This window comes from Aromatoleum toluolicum (assembly GCF_012911005.2).
Taxonomy (GTDB): Bacteria; Pseudomonadota; Gammaproteobacteria; order Burkholderiales; family Rhodocyclaceae; genus Aromatoleum; species Aromatoleum toluolicum.
Genome location: NZ_WTVS01000028.1, coordinates 37,949 through 53,357, shown reverse-complemented (window position 1 = coordinate 53,357; position 15,409 = coordinate 37,949). Strand labels below are relative to the sequence as shown.

Annotated in this window: 17 protein-coding genes; 5 read left to right on the top strand and 12 right to left on the bottom strand. The window is 63.2% G+C overall.

Going from position 1 to position 15,409, the window contains the following annotated elements; translation table 11 throughout:
• Window positions 1-13: 13 nt before the first annotated feature.
• The 9 genes from GPA27_RS14440 to GPA27_RS14400 form a co-directional block, all read right to left on the bottom strand.
• A complete protein-coding gene (locus GPA27_RS14440; RefSeq protein WP_169141315.1) occupies window positions 14-676 on the bottom strand; it encodes an RnfABCDGE type electron transport complex subunit G in 663 nt (220 codons plus the stop codon).
• Entirely contained in the window at window positions 673-1,680 is a 1,008-nt protein-coding gene (locus tag GPA27_RS14435; RefSeq protein WP_169141314.1) for an RnfABCDGE type electron transport complex subunit D, read from the bottom strand. The genes GPA27_RS14440 and GPA27_RS14435 overlap by 4 nt, the downstream gene beginning before the upstream one ends.
• 1 nt (window position 1,681) lies before the next feature.
• On the bottom strand, window positions 1,682-3,331 hold the full coding sequence (rsxC, locus tag GPA27_RS14430) for an electron transport complex subunit RsxC (protein WP_169141313.1): 1,650 nt from the start codon (window positions 3,329-3,331) through the stop codon (window positions 1,682-1,684).
• Window positions 3,328-3,879, bottom strand: a complete 552-nt coding sequence (gene rsxB / locus GPA27_RS14425; RefSeq protein WP_169141312.1) for an electron transport complex subunit RsxB — start codon at window positions 3,877-3,879, stop codon at window positions 3,328-3,330. The genes rsxC and rsxB overlap by 4 nt, the downstream gene beginning before the upstream one ends.
• 97 nt (window positions 3,880-3,976) lie before the next feature.
• On the bottom strand, window positions 3,977-4,561 hold the full coding sequence (gene rsxA / locus GPA27_RS14420; protein ID WP_169141311.1) for an electron transport complex subunit RsxA: 585 nt from the start codon (window positions 4,559-4,561) through the stop codon (window positions 3,977-3,979).
• 106 nt (window positions 4,562-4,667) lie between these two features.
• Window positions 4,668-5,690, bottom strand: a complete 1,023-nt coding sequence (locus tag GPA27_RS14415) for a quinone-dependent dihydroorotate dehydrogenase (RefSeq protein ID WP_169141310.1) — start codon at window positions 5,688-5,690, stop codon at window positions 4,668-4,670.
• 86 nt (window positions 5,691-5,776) lie between these two features.
• The gene (locus GPA27_RS14410) at window positions 5,777-6,517 is read right to left on the bottom strand and encodes an arginyltransferase (protein ID WP_169141309.1); all 741 of its coding nucleotides are present in this window, start codon (window positions 6,515-6,517) and stop codon (window positions 5,777-5,779) included.
• A 16-nt stretch (window positions 6,518-6,533) separates the two neighbouring features.
• The gene (gene aat / locus GPA27_RS14405; protein ID WP_169141308.1) at window positions 6,534-7,235 is read right to left on the bottom strand and encodes a leucyl/phenylalanyl-tRNA--protein transferase; all 702 of its coding nucleotides are present in this window, start codon (window positions 7,233-7,235) and stop codon (window positions 6,534-6,536) included.
• An 8-nt stretch (window positions 7,236-7,243) separates the two neighbouring features.
• Window positions 7,244-8,359: an ABC transporter ATP-binding protein gene (locus tag GPA27_RS14400; RefSeq protein WP_169141307.1), complete on the bottom strand. Its 1,116-nt coding sequence runs from the start codon at window positions 8,357-8,359 to the stop codon at window positions 7,244-7,246.
• 132 nt (window positions 8,360-8,491) lie between these two features.
• Between GPA27_RS14400 and GPA27_RS14395 the strand changes: the two genes are divergently transcribed.
• From GPA27_RS14395 to GPA27_RS14385, 3 genes are all read left to right on the top strand, one after another.
• Window positions 8,492-10,174, top strand: coding sequence for an ABC transporter permease (locus tag GPA27_RS14395; RefSeq protein WP_169141306.1), 1,683 nt, complete (start codon window positions 8,492-8,494; stop codon window positions 10,172-10,174).
• 38 nt (window positions 10,175-10,212) lie between these two features.
• On the top strand, window positions 10,213-10,530 hold the full coding sequence (locus GPA27_RS14390) for a response regulator (protein WP_246261122.1): 318 nt from the start codon (window positions 10,213-10,215) through the stop codon (window positions 10,528-10,530).
• A 102-nt stretch (window positions 10,531-10,632) separates the two neighbouring features.
• A complete protein-coding gene (locus GPA27_RS14385; protein WP_169141268.1) occupies window positions 10,633-11,043 on the top strand; it encodes a hypothetical protein in 411 nt (136 codons plus the stop codon).
• A 156-nt stretch (window positions 11,044-11,199) separates the two neighbouring features.
• On the opposite strand, the gene GPA27_RS14380 is transcribed toward GPA27_RS14385, so the two are convergent.
• On the bottom strand, window positions 11,200-12,219 hold the full coding sequence (locus tag GPA27_RS14380) for an extracellular solute-binding protein (RefSeq protein WP_169141305.1): 1,020 nt from the start codon (window positions 12,217-12,219) through the stop codon (window positions 11,200-11,202).
• 124 nt (window positions 12,220-12,343) lie between these two features.
• Here GPA27_RS14380 and GPA27_RS14375 point away from each other — a divergent pair, with 124 nt between their 5' ends.
• A complete protein-coding gene (locus GPA27_RS14375) occupies window positions 12,344-12,673 on the top strand; it encodes a DUF2325 domain-containing protein (protein ID WP_169141304.1) in 330 nt (109 codons plus the stop codon).
• A gap of 39 nt (window positions 12,674-12,712) precedes the next feature.
• Here the strand turns inward: GPA27_RS14375 and GPA27_RS14370 are convergent, their stop codons facing one another.
• Complete coding sequence (locus tag GPA27_RS14370; RefSeq protein WP_169141303.1) at window positions 12,713-13,606, bottom strand: adenylate/guanylate cyclase domain-containing protein; 894 nt, start codon at window positions 13,604-13,606, stop codon at window positions 12,713-12,715.
• Window positions 13,607-13,964: 358 nt separating this feature from the next.
• Between GPA27_RS14370 and infA the strand changes: the two genes are divergently transcribed.
• Window positions 13,965-14,234, top strand: coding sequence for a translation initiation factor IF-1 (gene infA / locus GPA27_RS14365; protein ID WP_169141302.1), 270 nt, complete (start codon window positions 13,965-13,967; stop codon window positions 14,232-14,234).
• Window positions 14,235-14,408: 174 nt separating this feature from the next.
• On the opposite strand, the gene GPA27_RS14360 is transcribed toward infA, so the two are convergent.
• Window positions 14,409-15,392 (bottom strand): HpcH/HpaI aldolase/citrate lyase family protein, encoded by a 984-nt coding sequence (locus GPA27_RS14360; RefSeq protein WP_246261121.1) that lies wholly within the window; start codon window positions 15,390-15,392, stop codon window positions 14,409-14,411.
• Between the last annotated feature and the right edge of the window lie 17 nt (window positions 15,393-15,409).

Genomic DNA, 15,409 nt, shown 5'->3' with positions numbered 1-15,409 from the left:
TGAGCGTTCTCCGTCAGAGTCTTCCGCCCGCCTGTGCGGCGAACAGCGCATCGCGTTGGCGGATTGCGTAGTCGACGGCCCGCGCGGTCGCGTTCGTCACCGCGCGGGCGCTGATCGTCGCGCCGCTGCGGTAGGTGAAGGTTCCGCCGTCGCGTTTGACCTTCCATTTGTCGAGCCCGACGTCCGGGAACGACACGCCCGCAAACTGTCCGATCCACGGGTGCGATTTGTTGCGGTCCTTGTTCGGATCGATGTAGTCGCCCAGGCCCGGTGTTTCCCGGTGTCCCGTGACACGGACGCCGCTCACGCGTCCGTCGACGCCGACCGCGATCACCAGCTGGATCCGTCCCGCGTAGCCGTCGGGTGCCACAACCTCCATCACCAGTGCCGCGGGCTGTCCGGCCAGGCGCGCACGATAGATATGTCCGCCCTGATCGAGGCCGAGTTCCGGGGTCGGTCCGAGCGCGACGGAATCATCCAGCAGCATATTGTCGTAGGCGGAGGGCGGCAGCACCTCCCTGATCAGGCGCATCTTCCCTTCCAGCGCAGAGGCCTCGATCGCCGGACGGGTGAGTTCGAACGTCGCTGCCATGAGCGCCGTGAACACCACGGTGAACATCACCATGATGACGGCGGTGCGCAGGGACGTTCGTGCCGCAGTGTAACGGGCGCTCATCGTGCCTTGTCTCCCCTGTGCCCGAACACTCGCGGTTGCGTATTCATGTCGATCAGCGGTACGCAGATGTTCAGCAGAAGCACCGCGAAGGCGACGCCTTCGGGGAAGGCGCCGAAGCTGCGGATGATATAGGCCACCAACGCAATGCAGGCGGCGAAGACCAGCTTGCCGCGCGGCGTGGTCGCGCCCGAGACCGGATCGGTGACGATGAAGAACGCTCCCAGCATGGCGCCGCCGCTGGCGAGATGGAACAGCGGGGACGCGTAGTGCGCGGGATCGGCAAGCCAGAATGCCGCAGAGATCGCCGCGAGCGCGCCGAGGAAGGCTGCGGGCATGTGCCACGTGATGATTCCCCGCGCCAGCAGATACAGCCCGCCGAGCGCGTATGCCGGCGCCAGCCACTCCCATCCGCGGCCGCTCACGAGGCCGAAATTGCCTTCGCCCATGATCGATTGGACTGTCGCCCCCGCCGCACGGAGACCGGTCTTGATCGTGTCGAGCGCGGTGGCGCTCGCAATCGCGTCGATCTCGCGTGCGCCGCCAAACACCAGTCCCAGCTGCGTCGCGAAGTCCAGCTGGCCGGCGGCGGGCCATTGCGACATGAGGGAGGGGAAGGCAACGATCATCGCGCAGTACGCAACCATCGCGGGGTTGAACGGGTTTTGTCCGAGCCCGCCATAGAGATGCTTGACCGCCACGATCGCGATCAGTACGCCGAGCACGGTCGCCCACCACGGCAGGATGGGCGGAAAGCACAACGCCAGCAGCCACGCCGTAACCACGGCCGACAGATCGGACAACGCTGGTGCGAGGGGCCTGCCGCGCAGCTTGAGTACCAGTGCCTCGCCGGCCAGTGCCGCGATCGTTGCGATTGCGAGGTTCACAAGCACGACCGCGGCGATCTGCGACGCATAGACGATGATTGCGGGAATCAGCGCGGTGAGGACCGCCAGCATCACCCCCTGGACGCTGGCCGGTTTGCGGATATACGGAGAATTGATCATGTCACGGCGCCTTGTCGGCGTCTTGCGGGTTGAGCTTCTCGCGGCGCGCCTCGATATTGGCGATCTCCGCTTGAACGTCGGCGGTCAGGCCGTCGGTGTTCTTGGGCGTCACGGCTGCCTGCTGTTGCTTGGCGCGCGCGAGTGCGGCAGCGACCAGGGCCTTCTTGGGGTCTTCGGTTTCGGCGGCCGGTGCCGCAGCCTCCCCCGACTCGGCCAGTTTCGCGCGAGTTTCTGCGGCCTTTGCCGCTAGCTTGGCGGCCTTTTCCTCCTTCTCGCGTTCCTGGCGGAAATTGCGGAACTCGAAGCGCTCGCGAGCCTGGTCGGAAGCCTGCAGTTCGCGCTCGCGAGCCCAGATCTCGCCCTTGGCGAAGCGGTAGTAATCGACCAGCGGAATGCGCGAAGGACAAACGAATGCACAGCAGCCGCACTCGATACAGTCGAACAGGTGGTACTCCTGTGCCTTGCCGAAATTTTTCGCACGTGAGAACCAGTACAGCTCGAATGGCTGCAGGTCGGCCGGGCAGGCGCGCGCGCAGGCGCCGCAGCGGATGCACGGCAGTTCGGGCGGCGGTGGCGGAAAGAGTGCCGGCGAGGCCGCGATGATGCAGTTCATGCCCTTGGAGACCGGCACGGAGAGGCTTTGCAGCTCGGTTCCCATCATCGGGCCGCCGACGATGTAGCGGTCCGTATCCGCCTTCGGGCCGGCCAGGTCCAGCAGTTCTGAAACTTGGGTGCCGAGCAGCACTTCGTAGTTTCCGGGACGCGCGACATTGCCGGTCAGTGTGATGACGCGGGAAACGAGCGGCTCGCCGAAGCGGATCGCGCGGTGTACGGCGTTGGCGGTGCCGACGTTGAAGCACTGGACGCCGAAATCGGTGCCGAGCTTGCCCTGCGGGATCTCTACGCCGGTCAGGACCCGGATCAGCTGCTTTTCACCTCCCGCCGGGTAGAGCGTGGGAACGGGAACGACCGAGATGTCGTCGCCCAGGCCGCTCGCCGCCGCCTGCATCGCGGCGATCGCCTCCGGCTTGTTGTCCTCGATGCCCACCAGCACCTGCTTCGCGCCGATCAGCTCGCGCAGGATCATCGCTCCCGACAGCACCTCGGGCGCACGTTCGCGCATCAGGCGATCGTCGCACGTGATCCAGGGCTCGCATTCCGCACCGTTGATGACCAGCGTGTCGATCCCTCGTCCGCCCCCGAGCTTCACGTGCGTCGGAAAGCCCGCGCCGCCCATGCCGACGATGCCGCAGCCGCGCAGCCAGGCGAGCGCCTCCTCGCGCGATACCGAGTGCAAATCGAGCGGCGTATGGTCGATCCAGCGGTCCTCCCCGTCCGGCTCGATCACGATCGAAAGGGTTTCCAGACCCGATGCGTGCGCCATCGGGGATGGCGCGATCTCGACTACAGTACCGGATGTGGAGGCGTGAACGCTCGTGCCGAGGCCGCCTTCGCCTTCGCCGATATGCTCGCCCTTGAGCACTCTTTGCCCCGGTGCGACGAGGCAGCGGGCGGTCGAACGGATGCTCTGGCGCAGCGGAATGACGAGCCGCTTCGGCAGCGGCGCCTTCTGGATGGGCGTCCCGGACGATTCGTTCTTGTGCGATTCGGGCTTGACCCCGCCCTTGAAGCTGAAAAGGCGGGTGATCATGCCGCGGACCTCAGTTCGTGCACCGGATATTTCCATTTCCATGTTTCGACGGTCTCGGCGATGGGCACCATCGAGATGCAGTCGACCGGGCAGGGCGCCACGCACAGTTCGCACCCGGTGCACAGCGGCGCCACCACGGTATGCATCTGCTTCGCCGCGCCGACGATCGCATCCACTGGGCAGGCCTGAATGCACAGGGTGCACCCGATGCACACCTGTTCGTCGATGCGCGCGACCGATTTCGGCTTCTCGGTGCCATGCTCTTCCGAGAGCGGCTTGAACTCGCGGCCCAGCAGGTCGGCGAGTTTGCGTATGCCCTCTTCGCCACCCGGCGGGCACTGGTTGATGTCGGCTTCCCCGTTCGAGATGGCTTGCGCGTACGGCTTGCAGCCCGGGTAACCGCATTGGCCGCATTGCGTCTGGGGAAGAATGGCGTCGATCTTTTCGACCAGCGGATCGCCTTCGACCTTGAAGCGGATCGACGCATAGCCCAGTGCTGCGCCGAGCACGATGGCGATGCCTGTCATGATGAGGAGGGCGGTCAACATGGAGTGAGTGCCAGGTTCGAGGCGCCGGGAAACAGTCCGCTGCCGGAATGCTCCGCTTGCGCCGGATCAGATGGGGTTAAGGGTTCGACGACCGGTCCTAGTGAAAACGGTCCAGTCCGGCGAAGCCCATGAAGGCCAGGCTCATGAATCCCGCCGTGACCATTGCGATGGCCGTACCGCGGAACGGCACGGGAACGTCAGCGCCGTCGAGACGTTCGCGAATTCCCGCAAACAGTATCAGGGCCATGGTAAAGCCGACCGACGAACCGAAGCCGAACAGAAGGGACTCCAGCAGATTATGCCGAAGGCCAACGTTCAGCAGCGGGATGCCCAGCACTGCGCAGTTAGTCGTGATCAGCGGAAGATAGATGCCGAGAACCTGGTGAAGGACCGGACTGGTCTTCTGGATGACCAGCTCGGTGAGTTGCACGATCGCTGCGATGACGACGATGAACGCAAGCGTGCGCATGAATGCGAGATCGAACGGATCGAGCAGGTAGTGATCGATCAGGTAGCTGGTTCCGCACGCCAGGGTAAGCACGAACGTCGTCGCCGCGCCCATGCCTATCGCGGTCTCCAGCTTCTTGGACACGCCCATGAACGGGCACAGTCCGAGAATCCGGACGAAGACGACGTTGTTCACCAGAACAGCGCCGATGATGATGAAGATGTAGCTGGTCATGTTCGAGAACCGGTTGGTATCCGCGGAATTATGTCCCGCCGTTATGTCCCGCTCAACCCTGAACGGGTTATAGGAATATGCCTTCGGGGGCCATCAAGCGGTGTCGTCAGCGGTCCGCGCCAAAATCGGCGGTAGCCCGCACACACTCCTGCACGAGTGCCGGTCCGCGATAAATCAGGCCGCTGTATAGCTGCACCAGTTGCGCCCCGGCTTCGAGCTTGGCCCGCGCGCCACGCCCGTCGAGCACGCCGCCAGCGGCAATGATCGGGAGCTCACCGGCTAGCGCCTGTGCAAGCTGAGCGACGACCGCCGTCGAGGCTTCGAACACCGGAACGCCCGACAGGCCGCCCTGCTGCTCGCCGTAGCGCACCCCCTGGACCTTCTCGCGCGAGATCGTCGTGTTCGTCGCGATCACGCCGTCGATGCGGTGGCGCCGCAGGGCGTCGGCGATGTTGATCACCTGGGCCGGCTCAAGATCCGGGGCGATCTTCAGGGTCAGCGGCACGTAACGGCCGTGCTTGTCCGCCAGTCGTGCCTGCCGCTCCTTGAGTCGACCGAGCAGGTCGTCCAGTTCCGATTCGCCCTGCAACTGACGCAGGTTCTTGGTATTCGGGGAGGAAATGTTGACCGTCACATAGCTTGCCAGCGCATACACCTTGTCGAGGCAGGCCAGGTAGTCGTCGGCGGCATTCTCGATCGGCGTGTCGAGATTCTTGCCGATGTTGATTCCCAGAATACCCTTGAACTTCGCTGCTCCGACGTTCGCGACCAGCGCGTCGACGCCGTGGTTGTTGAACCCCATGCGATTGATGATCCCGCGTACCTCAGGCAGGCGGAACAACCGCGGACGGGGATTTCCCGGCTGGGGGCGGGGGGTGACCGTGCCGATTTCGATGAAACCGAAGCCGAACCTTGCGAGACCGTCTATCGCCTCTCCGTTCTTGTCCAGTCCGGCGGCCAGGCCGATGCGGTTGGGGAAGCTGAGGCCCATGACCTCGACCGGATCCGAAGTCGCCGGTTTGCCTGCGGGAAGAAAGCGGCCGGCGAGATTGAGGGTGGCAAGGGAAAATTCGTGAGCGGTTTCCGCGTCGAGCGAGAACAGGATGGGGCGGGCGATATCGTATAGCATCCGCGAATTCTACCGTTTCGCGCGGGACCTCGCCCCCCGGATTTCCGAAGAAGGCGGCTGCCAGCCGCCGGCACGCAGCCCGCTCGCTATTCCGAATCCGAATCCGTCAGTGGATCGAGGGGTCGCCATTCACCCCGGATGCGCCCTTCGAGGGGGCGGAAGCGGATCTTGTAGGTCATCTTCCGGCTGTCCTTGATCCAGTATCCCAAGTAGAGATAGGGCAAGCGCAGCCGGCGGCACACTTCGATCTGCCACAGCACGCCGTAGGTTCCATAACTTGCCTTGGGGTCGTCCGGGTCGAAGAACGTATATACGCTGGACAAGCCGTCGCTCAGGCGGTCGATCACGCTGACCATGCGCAGGATGCCCTGCTCGCGGAATTCGACGACGCGCGTGTCCACCTGGCTTTGGAGCAGGAAGTGCGCGTACTGCTCACGGTTGTCCTGATCCATCCCCCCGCCGGCGTGTCGCGAACCCTGATAACGCTGGTAGAGCGCGTAGTGCTCTTCCGAAAACGCGAGATCCTGCTCGCGCGCCTCGAGCGTAAAGTGCCGCGCCCAGCTTCGCCGCTGGCTGCGGTCGGCAACAAAGGCATCTACCGGAATCCGCACCGGCACGCAGGCGCGGCATTGATCGCAGTAGGGGCGGTAGGTGAACATGCCGCTGCGCCGGAAGCCGTTGCGGACGAGCTCGCTATACACCGCCGTGTCGATGAGGTGCCCGGGCGTCGCAACCTGGGAACGTGCCACCCGTTCCGGAAGGTAAGAGCAAGCATAAGGCGCCGTCGCGTAGAACTGGATGAGTGCGTACGGGTAGTCTTTCTGCATGTCTGCAAGTGTACGTTCAGAACAATCCCCGGCCGGCGTCTTCGCGCCAGCGTCCCGGGCCGTCCCCTTGCTGCGTCCAGACATCCAGGCCGGCGCGGAACTCGGCGCGAGGGATTTCAAAGGCGCCGAGCGAGATCAGGTGTGCAGTCTTCATCTGGCAATCGATCACCGCGAAATTACGTGACTCGAGGTAGCGCGCCAGATGCGCCAAGGCAACTTTCGATGCGTCGGTGCGGCGGCTGAACATCGATTCCCCGAAGAATGCCCTTCCCAGTCCGATGCCGTAAAGCCCCCCCACAAGCGAGCCCTCGTGCCACGCTTCGACACTGTGTGCATAGCCGAGTTCGTGCATGCGACGGTAGGCAGCCTGAATCTCCTCGGTGATCCACGTGCCCGCACCGGGTTCCCGGGGAGCCGCGCAGGCGACGACGACGTCGGAAAACGCGGTATCGAAACGGACCTCGAAGCGGTGCTGGCGCAAGGTTCGGCCCAGCGAGCGGGAAATTTTCATCCTCGATGGGACGAGCACCAGGCGGGGATCGGGACTCCACCAAAGTATCGGCTCGCCCGCGCAGTACCATGGAAATATTCCTTGGCGGTATGCGGCGAGCAGCCATTCCGGTTCAAGCTCGCCGCCCGCGGCGAGCAGGCCGGGTGGGTCGTCGAGTGCCGACTCGACCGGGGGAAACCGCGGAGTACCAGTGAGCCAAGGAATCATCACTTCGATTACTGCGTCCGGAACGGGCCGATCAATGGCCTCTCCTGCACCGCGGCGTCCGACCCCTCCTGAAAGGTCACCACATGATCGACATCGAGCCGGATTCCGATCCGCTCACCGAGTGCGTGGTTGTGATGACTCGGCACCAGCGACAACACCTTGGCCCCGCTTTCCAGCCTCAGCGTGTACAGAATGTCGGCACCCCGGAAGGCCTTGTGCACCACCTCGGCCTGCAAGGTGCTCATGTCGTCATGCACGATGTCGTCCGGTCGCAGGAGCACGGACACCGCGCAGTCGCGGTCGCAGTTGCCGCAACCGATACCGCATTCGACCGGAATGGCACTGTTCAGAATGCCGAGCTCAACCTTCACCTGATGGTCGTTGAGCACCAATCCCCGCAGAAAAACCCCCTGTCCGATGAAATCGGCGACGAAGCGATTGGCGGGGCGGTGATACAGGTTGTACGGTGTATCCCACTGCTGGATCCGCCCTTCGTTCATGATCCCGATCTCGTCGGCCACCGCGAAGGCCTCGTGCTGGTCGTGGGTGACCAGAATCGCGGTTGTGTTCGTCGCCTTGATGATGTCGCGCACCTCGAAGGACAGACGCTCGCGCAGTTCCACATCCAGATTCGAGAACGGTTCGTCGAGCAGGAGCAGGCTAGGCCGTGGCGCAAGTGCGCGGGCGAGGGCGACCCGCTGCTGCTGGCCTCCCGACATCTCGTGCGGATATTTGTGTCCCTGGTTCGCCAACCCGACTACGCCCAGCAACTCGGCGACGCGGTCGCGGCGCTGCTGAGCGTCGAGATGGCGCAGGCCGAATCCGACATTCTCCGAAACCGAAAGGTGGGGGAACAGCGCGTAGTCCTGAAACACCATTCCGATGCGTCGACTCTCGGGTGGAACATGCAGGCCGCTCCGGCTTACCACCTTGCCGTCGAGCCGGATCTCCCCGACGGTGACGGACTCGAATCCCGCAATGCAGCGCAGGACGGTGGTCTTGCCGCAACCGGACGGACCCAGAAGGCAGCCGATGCTACCCTGTTCGAGACGGAATGAAAGCTTGCGAACGACTTGATGGCCGCCGTAAGCCAGATCGATGCCGGCGAGCTCGAGATGGGACATTGAAAATCCGATACAGCGTTGAAAAGTGCGATGGCCATTATTGCATCGCGGTAACCGAAATGGGATGAATTATAATTCTCGACAGCCTGCCGCGTGGAATGGACCTTGCGGCGTGACCCCGTCGGGAGCGAAATGAGTTTTCAGGAAAGGCTGGGAAGGTGGCGCGAGCGCTGGTCGTCGTTGACGGCCGGGTCACTGCTGATCTCCGTGTTGATCGCGATGCCGGTGATCTCGGTATTCTCGAACGTCTTCGTAGGGGGAACATCGGGGACCTGGAGTCACCTGTCGTCCACCGTTCTGCCGGAGTTCATCCGCAACACGCTGATCCTGTGTGCAGGGGTCGGTCTGGGCGTGTCGACCATAGGGGTGGCGACGGCCTGGCTGACCACCATGACCGAGTTCCCGGGGCGCCGCTTCTTCCAGTGGGCGCTGGTGTTGCCTCTCGCCGTCCCGGCCTACGTGATGGCTTATGTCTACACGGATTTCCTCCAGTTCGTAGGGCCCCTGCAAAGCGGGCTGCGCGAGCTTTTTGGATGGAAGGCGGGTGACTACTGGTTCCCGGACGTCCGTACAGTGGGCGGCGCGGTTGCGATGTTCATGTTCGTCCTGTACCCATACGTCTACCTTCTCGCACGCACCGCGTTTCTCGAACGCGCATCGGGAATGCTCGAAGCAGGGCGCTCGCTGGGCCTGGGTCCATGGCGCAGCTTTTTCCGTGTCTCGCTGCCCTTGGCTCGACCTGCCGTGGTTGCCGGTTCCGCCCTGGCGCTGATGGAAACACTCGCGGATTTCGGAACGGTCTCCTACTTCGGCGTGCAGACCTTCACGACCGGCATCTACCGTGCCTGGTTCTCGCTCGGCGATCGCGTCGCCGCCGCACAGCTTTCCGCGATGCTGCTGGCCTTCGTCGTGCTGGTGCTGGTTCTCGAGCACGCCAGTCGCGGCCGCGCCCGTTTCAACAACACCTCGCGCCAACAGGCGGTGCCGACGCCGGTCCGGCTGTCGCGACTGATGGGTCTTATCGCGACAGTAGCCTGCCTGCTGCCGCTCCTTCTCGGATTCCTGCTGCCCGCCTTCCTGCTGGTACGCATGGCGCTTGTCGAGGGCGATGCGCAGTTCGGCGCGCGCTTCATCCAACTGGCACGCAACAGTTTCGTGCTTGCGCTGGTCACGGCGCTGCTCGCCGTCCTGCTGGCGATCCTGCTCGGCTACGCAGCGCGTCTCGCTCGCACGCGCTTGCCCCGTCTGCTGAATCGCATCGTCGGCCTCGGGTATGCCGTACCGGGCTCGGTCATCGCAGTCGGGGTGCTGATTCCGGTCACGAGGCTCGACCATGTGATCGCGGCCTGGTGGCAGGGCCTGACGGGCGTGAATCCGGGGCTTGTACTCACCGGGGGAATGGCTGCGCTCGTGTATGCTTACCTCGGCCGTTTTCTTTCCGTCGCGCTGCATACGGTCGAAACCAGTCTGGGCAAGATCACGTCGAGCATGGACGATGCATCCCGCAGCCTGGGTGTCGGGAAGTGGGATACGCTGCGGCGTGTCCATGTCCCGATCCTGCGAGGCAGCCTGCTCACCGCCGGTCTGCTCGTCTTTGTCGACGTAATGAAGGAATTGCCGGCAACTCTCGTGATGAGGCCGTTCAATTTCGATACCTTGGCGACGCAGGCTCACACACTCGCATCGGACGAACGGCTGACCGAGGCATCAACGGCCGCCGTGACGATCGTCGCGGTCGGCCTGTTGCCGATGTTCATCATCTCGCGCCAGATCGCGCGCGGGAACCGGCGTACGGTCGAGGAAACCGAAGTCTAGATTGCGCTTCGAATGGGAAATACTGCTGAGGATGCGGGATGACAATCAAAATACTATTGTGGTGCGATGATCTGATGAACCGCATGCGGCTGGAGTCGGAATGGAAGGCTTCCGGTGCAACCATGCTCAAGAAGCGCGGCACGGATACGCCCGACTGCATCGTCGTGGATCTCGCGGTGCGTAATGCCTGTGATCACATAACACAGTTGCGCGCGACTTTTCCCCAGGTCGATATCATCGTTTTCGGTCCGCAATACGATCCAGAGGCGTTCGAGGCGGCAAAGCGGGCTGGAGCGACCGAGGTGGCAGCGCGCGGATCGATCGTGGAGAGAGTGTCACGTCGTTTTCCGAAGTGAAATGTTCCCTACAAGGAACTTGTATCCCTGGCACACGCCACACGCACGACTTTTTGAGCAAGAACAGGAGCGGGCACGCCCGAACGATGGGATAATTCGACCATGAATGCACCGCAATCGACTTCTCCGCGTCGTCGCCTGCAGGAACTGCTGGCGATTCCTGACAATCAGCGCTCCGACGCCGAATGGGACGAACTCAACGAACTCGAGATCAGTCTCGCGCCCGGAAATCGTGAAGGCGCGCCCGACCCGAACTTGAGGCGTCCGACGCCCTCGACGGGATTGGGCTCCAAGCCTTCCCGTGGCCCGCGGCCGGGGGGGCGCCAGCAAAAGCCGGGAGGACAAGGCAAGCCGCCCCCGCAGCAAAAGCCGGCAGTCCAGCTGAAGAACACTGCGGCCGCGGCGGCGGCACCGCCGCCGGCAAGCGAAGATGCGCCGGCGAAGAAACCCGCGCGTAAGTTCCGCAAGCGCTCACCGAAGCCGAATACGACACCTACCCCTCAGTCCGAGTAGAGCTCGCTCCGCAGCGAGTTCTTCCTGAGGCCGTCTGCCGGGCTCCCCTGAGAAAACGACGCCTTCCGGGCAAACCGGAAGGCGTCGTCCATTTTCAGCGTGCCCCCTGACGTGAATTTGGTCTGCGAGGGGACAGCCCCGTCGCAGACCGACCGATCACCGGAAACCTGCGCGATCGTAGATCTTCTGCGCTTCGGCAGCGGTATTTGCGAGTTCGCCGACGGGCAGGTTGTCTGCCTTGAATTTGCCGAGCGTATCGAGCGCGGCATTGCTCACCTTGACGCTCGCCACGACAGGCCACTCATTGTTCCCGTTGGCAAAATAGGCCTGCGCCTCATCCGATGCGAGGTACTCGAGGAATTTCACCGCAGCCCCCTTGTTCGGGGCATTCTTCAGCATGCCTGCCCCCGAAACATTGATATGCGTACCCCACGTCTTCTGGTTCGGCCAGACGGTCCCGATCTTCGCGACGACGGCCTTGTCCTCGGCCTTGTCCGAGTTCATCAGGCGCGCCAGATAATAGGTGTTGGCGATCGTCACGCCGCACTCGCCTGCGGCCACGGCCTTGATCTGGTCGGTGTCACCGCCTTTGGGTGCGCGAGCGAAATTCGCGACCACATTCCTGGCCCAGGTCTCCGTCGCTTCGGCTCCGTTGTGCTTGACGAGGGCCGCTCCGAGCGAAATGTTGTACGGATGGCTGCCTGAACGCGAGCAGACCTTCCCCTTGAGGGCAGGGGCCGCGAGGCTCTCGTAAGTCTGCACGTCGTCCGCCTTGACCGAATCCTTGTTGTACACGATCACGCGGGCGCGGGTCGAATACGAGTACCAGTTCTCGGTGCGCAGATGCGCGGGGATACGCTCTTCGAGGACTTTCGACTTCACCTGAGCGAAGATTCCGAGTTCGTCCGCCTTTGCCAGGCGCGATGCATCGACGGTGATGAAGACGTCGGCGGGGCTATTCGCACCCTCGTTGCGGATGCGCTCGAGCAGTTCGTCTTCCTTGGCCTCGATCCTGTTGATCTTGATGCCGGTCTGCTTCGTGAAGCTCGAATACAAAGCCTCGTCGGTTTGATAGTGGCGCGCCGAGTACAGGTTGAGTTCGGTATCCGCCGCATTGGCTTGGGTGGCGAGGAGGCCAAGACCGGCGAGGATGGAAGCGATCAGAGTCTGGTTCATGTGGTTCCCTTGCGTTGTCATGGGGTGATGGCGCAATACTATCGAGAACAATTCTTACTTGCAAATGGTTCCCATTGCAGGCAGTATTATTGCGAACGATTCGCAATACCGATTGAGGGATGACATGGATGCACTGATTGTGGGAGCAGATCGCCTCGGCAACATTCCGAACGTCTTGTCAGAGTTCGGTATTCGCATTGCGGGGCACGTCAGCGGTCGGGAGACTGCGCACCAGCGCCGTACGGCGACCCTGCCGGCAGGTATCGGCATGGTCATCCTCTTCACCGATTTCCTCGGGCATAACGTCATGCAGCGCTTCCGCGAAGCAGCCAGCAAGGAAGGGGCTGCGCTCGTGTGCTGCAGGCGCTCCGTCTGCGCACTCCAGCAGGCGCTGGGCAAACGGGTGGACAGGAGCAACTGCGCGGCTTGCCGCGCCGACTGCGCCAAGCACTAACTGGTGCAGGGAGGGACCAGTCGGCCTGCGTCCCGACTCTTACAGACCGGCGAATTCGATGACGTCGTGGCTTTCCGAAGACGACCGGCCCAGCGCAATGCGACCGCGTTTTCTCAGGACTACTTCCTCGTGCGAGAGCACGAACTCGCGTTCTCCGTCAATGGCGACGAAGGTGCCGTTGCTACTGCGGTCGACGAGGACGAATTTGTCGCCACGCAGCTCTATGTAGGCATGTTCGCGGGATGCGCGCGTGTCCGTGACGCGGATCTCCGAGGAGGCCCCACGGCCCAGCCGGGCACTCGGCATTTGCGCGTTCAGGGTCAGCGAGCGGCCCCCGATGCTAAGTCGCAATTCGGGGGAGTCTTCTGCGTCGAGCGTCACGCACTGCACGACCGTGAGGTCGCCCACTGATTCGCATACGAGCTCGAACGGGGCCGTCAGGCGCGACACACCCCGCAGGCTTCTGCTCTGGAGCGGATGCAGGAGGCTGCGCCATTCAGTCTTCAGCTCTTGAACACTTTGTTCCGAGGTTATCGCGCGCCCCGGCGATGCGAGTTCGAGCAGGCGGGCCGCGACGTTTACGGTGTCACCAAAGACGTCGTCTTCGCTGACGATCACCGTGCCGGTGTGGAAAGCGACGCGCGCGGCCATTTTCTGCCCGGACACACGCGGAAGGTCCTGAACGACGTTATGGATTCTTATCGCCGCCTCCGGCGCTCCGTTCGGGTCGGAAAAAACCGCTAGCAATCCGTCACCGGTGTTCTTCACCACCCTGCCGCCACAGGCCTGAATCTCCCGTCGCATTCCCAGCAGGCATTGCTCGACGAGACGGTAGGCAGCGGCGTCCCCTGCACGCTCGTAAAGCCGGGTGCTGCCGGCGAGATCGGCAAAGAACACCGTGCAGCTTTCGGGGAAGGTTTCGGGAACCGTCATCTTTTCATTATAAAGAAAGCCCGGCCCGCACAACGCACATTCGGCCCGGAAGGGCTCGATTTGGGGCGCGGTGACGCGTTCCGCTATAATGTATTATCGAGTCCCGGGCCGTAACAACGTTGCGGCTCACTCTCGGCCGGTTGTGCCGGTCTTCCCCGACGTCGCAGCGAAACGTCATCCCCGTCCAGGCCCTGCATTATTCCGTTCGTCTGGATCGTTCCGGTGTTTCCTGATTGCAGTCGAGTGCATCGGGGGCGCGGGTCGCTGCGCCGTGAACGGTCGTGGCGCGGCGTTGCGACCTGAATTCGCACGATGGACCGTCGTGCCCCCGGATATTGCCTGTTTTCGAGGAGTTGAAATGGCGAAGGAAGAACTGCTGGAAATGGAAGGCGTTGTGAACGAAGTGCTTCCCGATACGCGCTTCCGCGTGACTCTCGAGAATGGCGTGGAAGTGCAGGCCTACGCATCGGGCAAGATGCGCAAGCATCGCATCCGGATTCTCGCCGGCGACAAGGTGAGCGTCGAGTTGTCACCGTATGACCTGACGAAGGCTCGCATCAGCTTTCGCCACAAGGAAGAGCGGAGCGATGCCCCTCCCGCGCCTCGTCGCCAGTTTCGCGGTCGCTGAGGTTTCCCGTTCGGTCGGGCCCGCCGACTGGCGGTAGAACGGCCCGTCCAGGGGCGGCCTCCAGCGGGCGACGATGATCGTGGCGCCCGCATGTGCCGCGCACCGTGCGGCCTTGGCTGTTGTCGCTGCGCGCAGTCAGCATCTCGTGCCGGCCAGGAATGGCGGCGCGTGCCCTCAGCGAAAGAAGCGCTGCTCGGCTTCTTCGCCGATTGCCATCCCCATGGCCTTGGCTCGGGACAGCAACTCCCAGAAATAGCGATACGACGCCCGGTCGTGGAGCTTTCCCCGGTGCTGGGTCGGACCCCAACCAAGCGCTTGGGCTCCGACGAGAATCTCGACGGCTGCCTCGACTTCGGAAAAATCCGGGCGCATTGCTTCGACGATGGGCCGGATCTGGTTCGGATGGATGCTCCACATGCGCAGGTAGCCGAACTCGCGTCGCGCGCGCTCGGCATCCCGGCGTATGTACTCGAGGTCCTTGAGTTCCGTGGTGACATTGTGGGACGGGACGACGCCATTGCCGAGCGCCGCTGCAGCGATCTCCGCTTTTGCCCGGACGACCAGCGGGTGCGTAAATTGGCCCGGACTGGTCATCGCACTTCCCGGGATCGCGCCATGATGTCCGGACACGAAGTCCATGAGTCCGAAATCGAGTGACTCGACGGAGTCCAGGGTGGCGATTTCCCATGCCTCGCGCAGCGCCCCATGTGTTTCGATCAGCACGTGGACGGGTATCGCCTTGTCGATCCCGTGCGTCGCCTCGATCGCGCGCAACGCGCCGATCTGTTCTGCAGCGTCCGTCGCGGAGCGCACTTTGGGGAGGGTGATGAACGCGAGGTGCCGACCTGCCTGACCGACAAGAATCTCGAGATCCTGCTTCCAGTGGCCGTGGGTAATGTCGTGAATGCGCGCCCCGACTCGTCCGAAACGATTGTCCGCCGACTCAATCAATTCGGCCGCCATCGCCGCATGTTCTGCTTCGGCTCCGGCATGCGCTCCGTCTTCGCAGTCGCACGTCACGTCGAAGATCGGCCCGAGCTCCTGTTGAAGCTGCAAGGCCTTTCTCATCAGCTTCTCCGAGCCGGCATAGTGGTCAACGGCGGGAAGGGCGGGAAAGGGTTTCTCTCCGGCGAAAAGAACGTCGGCTGGGTGTTGCATGACTTTGTCCATAAACG

Bases quoted from the DNA above. Each gene is read 5' to 3' on its own strand.
- GPA27_RS14370 (WP_169141303.1), bottom strand. From the start codon at position 13,606: ATGACGGTTCCCGAAACCTTCCCCGAAAGCTGCACGGTGTTCTTTGCC.
- GPA27_RS14375 (WP_169141304.1), top strand. From the start codon at position 12,344: ATGGATGCACTGATTGTGGGAGCAGATCGCCTCGGCAACATTCCGAAC.
- GPA27_RS14410 (WP_169141309.1), bottom strand. From the start codon at position 6,517: ATGCAGAAAGACTACCCGTACGCACTCATCCAGTTCTACGCGACGGCG.
- GPA27_RS14395 (WP_169141306.1), top strand. From the start codon at position 8,492: ATGAGTTTTCAGGAAAGGCTGGGAAGGTGGCGCGAGCGCTGGTCGTCG.
- GPA27_RS14440 (WP_169141315.1), bottom strand. From the start codon at position 676: ATGAGCGCCCGTTACACTGCGGCACGAACGTCCCTGCGCACCGCCGTC.
- rsxA (WP_169141311.1), bottom strand. From the start codon at position 4,561: ATGACCAGCTACATCTTCATCATCATCGGCGCTGTTCTGGTGAACAAC.
- aat (WP_169141308.1), bottom strand. From the start codon at position 7,235: ATGATTCCTTGGCTCACTGGTACTCCGCGGTTTCCCCCGGTCGAGTCG.
- rsxC (WP_169141313.1), bottom strand. From the start codon at position 3,331: ATGATCACCCGCCTTTTCAGCTTCAAGGGCGGGGTCAAGCCCGAATCG.
- GPA27_RS14415 (WP_169141310.1), bottom strand. From the start codon at position 5,690: ATGCTATACGATATCGCCCGCCCCATCCTGTTCTCGCTCGACGCGGAA.
- GPA27_RS14390 (WP_246261122.1), top strand. From the start codon at position 10,213: ATGACAATCAAAATACTATTGTGGTGCGATGATCTGATGAACCGCATG.
- GPA27_RS14360 (WP_246261121.1), bottom strand. From the start codon at position 15,392: ATGCAACACCCAGCCGACGTTCTTTTCGCCGGAGAGAAACCCTTTCCC.
- infA (WP_169141302.1), top strand. From the start codon at position 13,965: ATGGCGAAGGAAGAACTGCTGGAAATGGAAGGCGTTGTGAACGAAGTG.
- rsxB (WP_169141312.1), bottom strand. From the start codon at position 3,879: ATGTTGACCGCCCTCCTCATCATGACAGGCATCGCCATCGTGCTCGGC.
- GPA27_RS14400 (WP_169141307.1), bottom strand. From the start codon at position 8,359: ATGTCCCATCTCGAGCTCGCCGGCATCGATCTGGCTTACGGCGGCCAT.
- GPA27_RS14435 (WP_169141314.1), bottom strand. From the start codon at position 1,680: ATGATCAATTCTCCGTATATCCGCAAACCGGCCAGCGTCCAGGGGGTG.
- GPA27_RS14380 (WP_169141305.1), bottom strand. From the start codon at position 12,219: ATGAACCAGACTCTGATCGCTTCCATCCTCGCCGGTCTTGGCCTCCTC.
- GPA27_RS14385 (WP_169141268.1), top strand. From the start codon at position 10,633: ATGAATGCACCGCAATCGACTTCTCCGCGTCGTCGCCTGCAGGAACTG.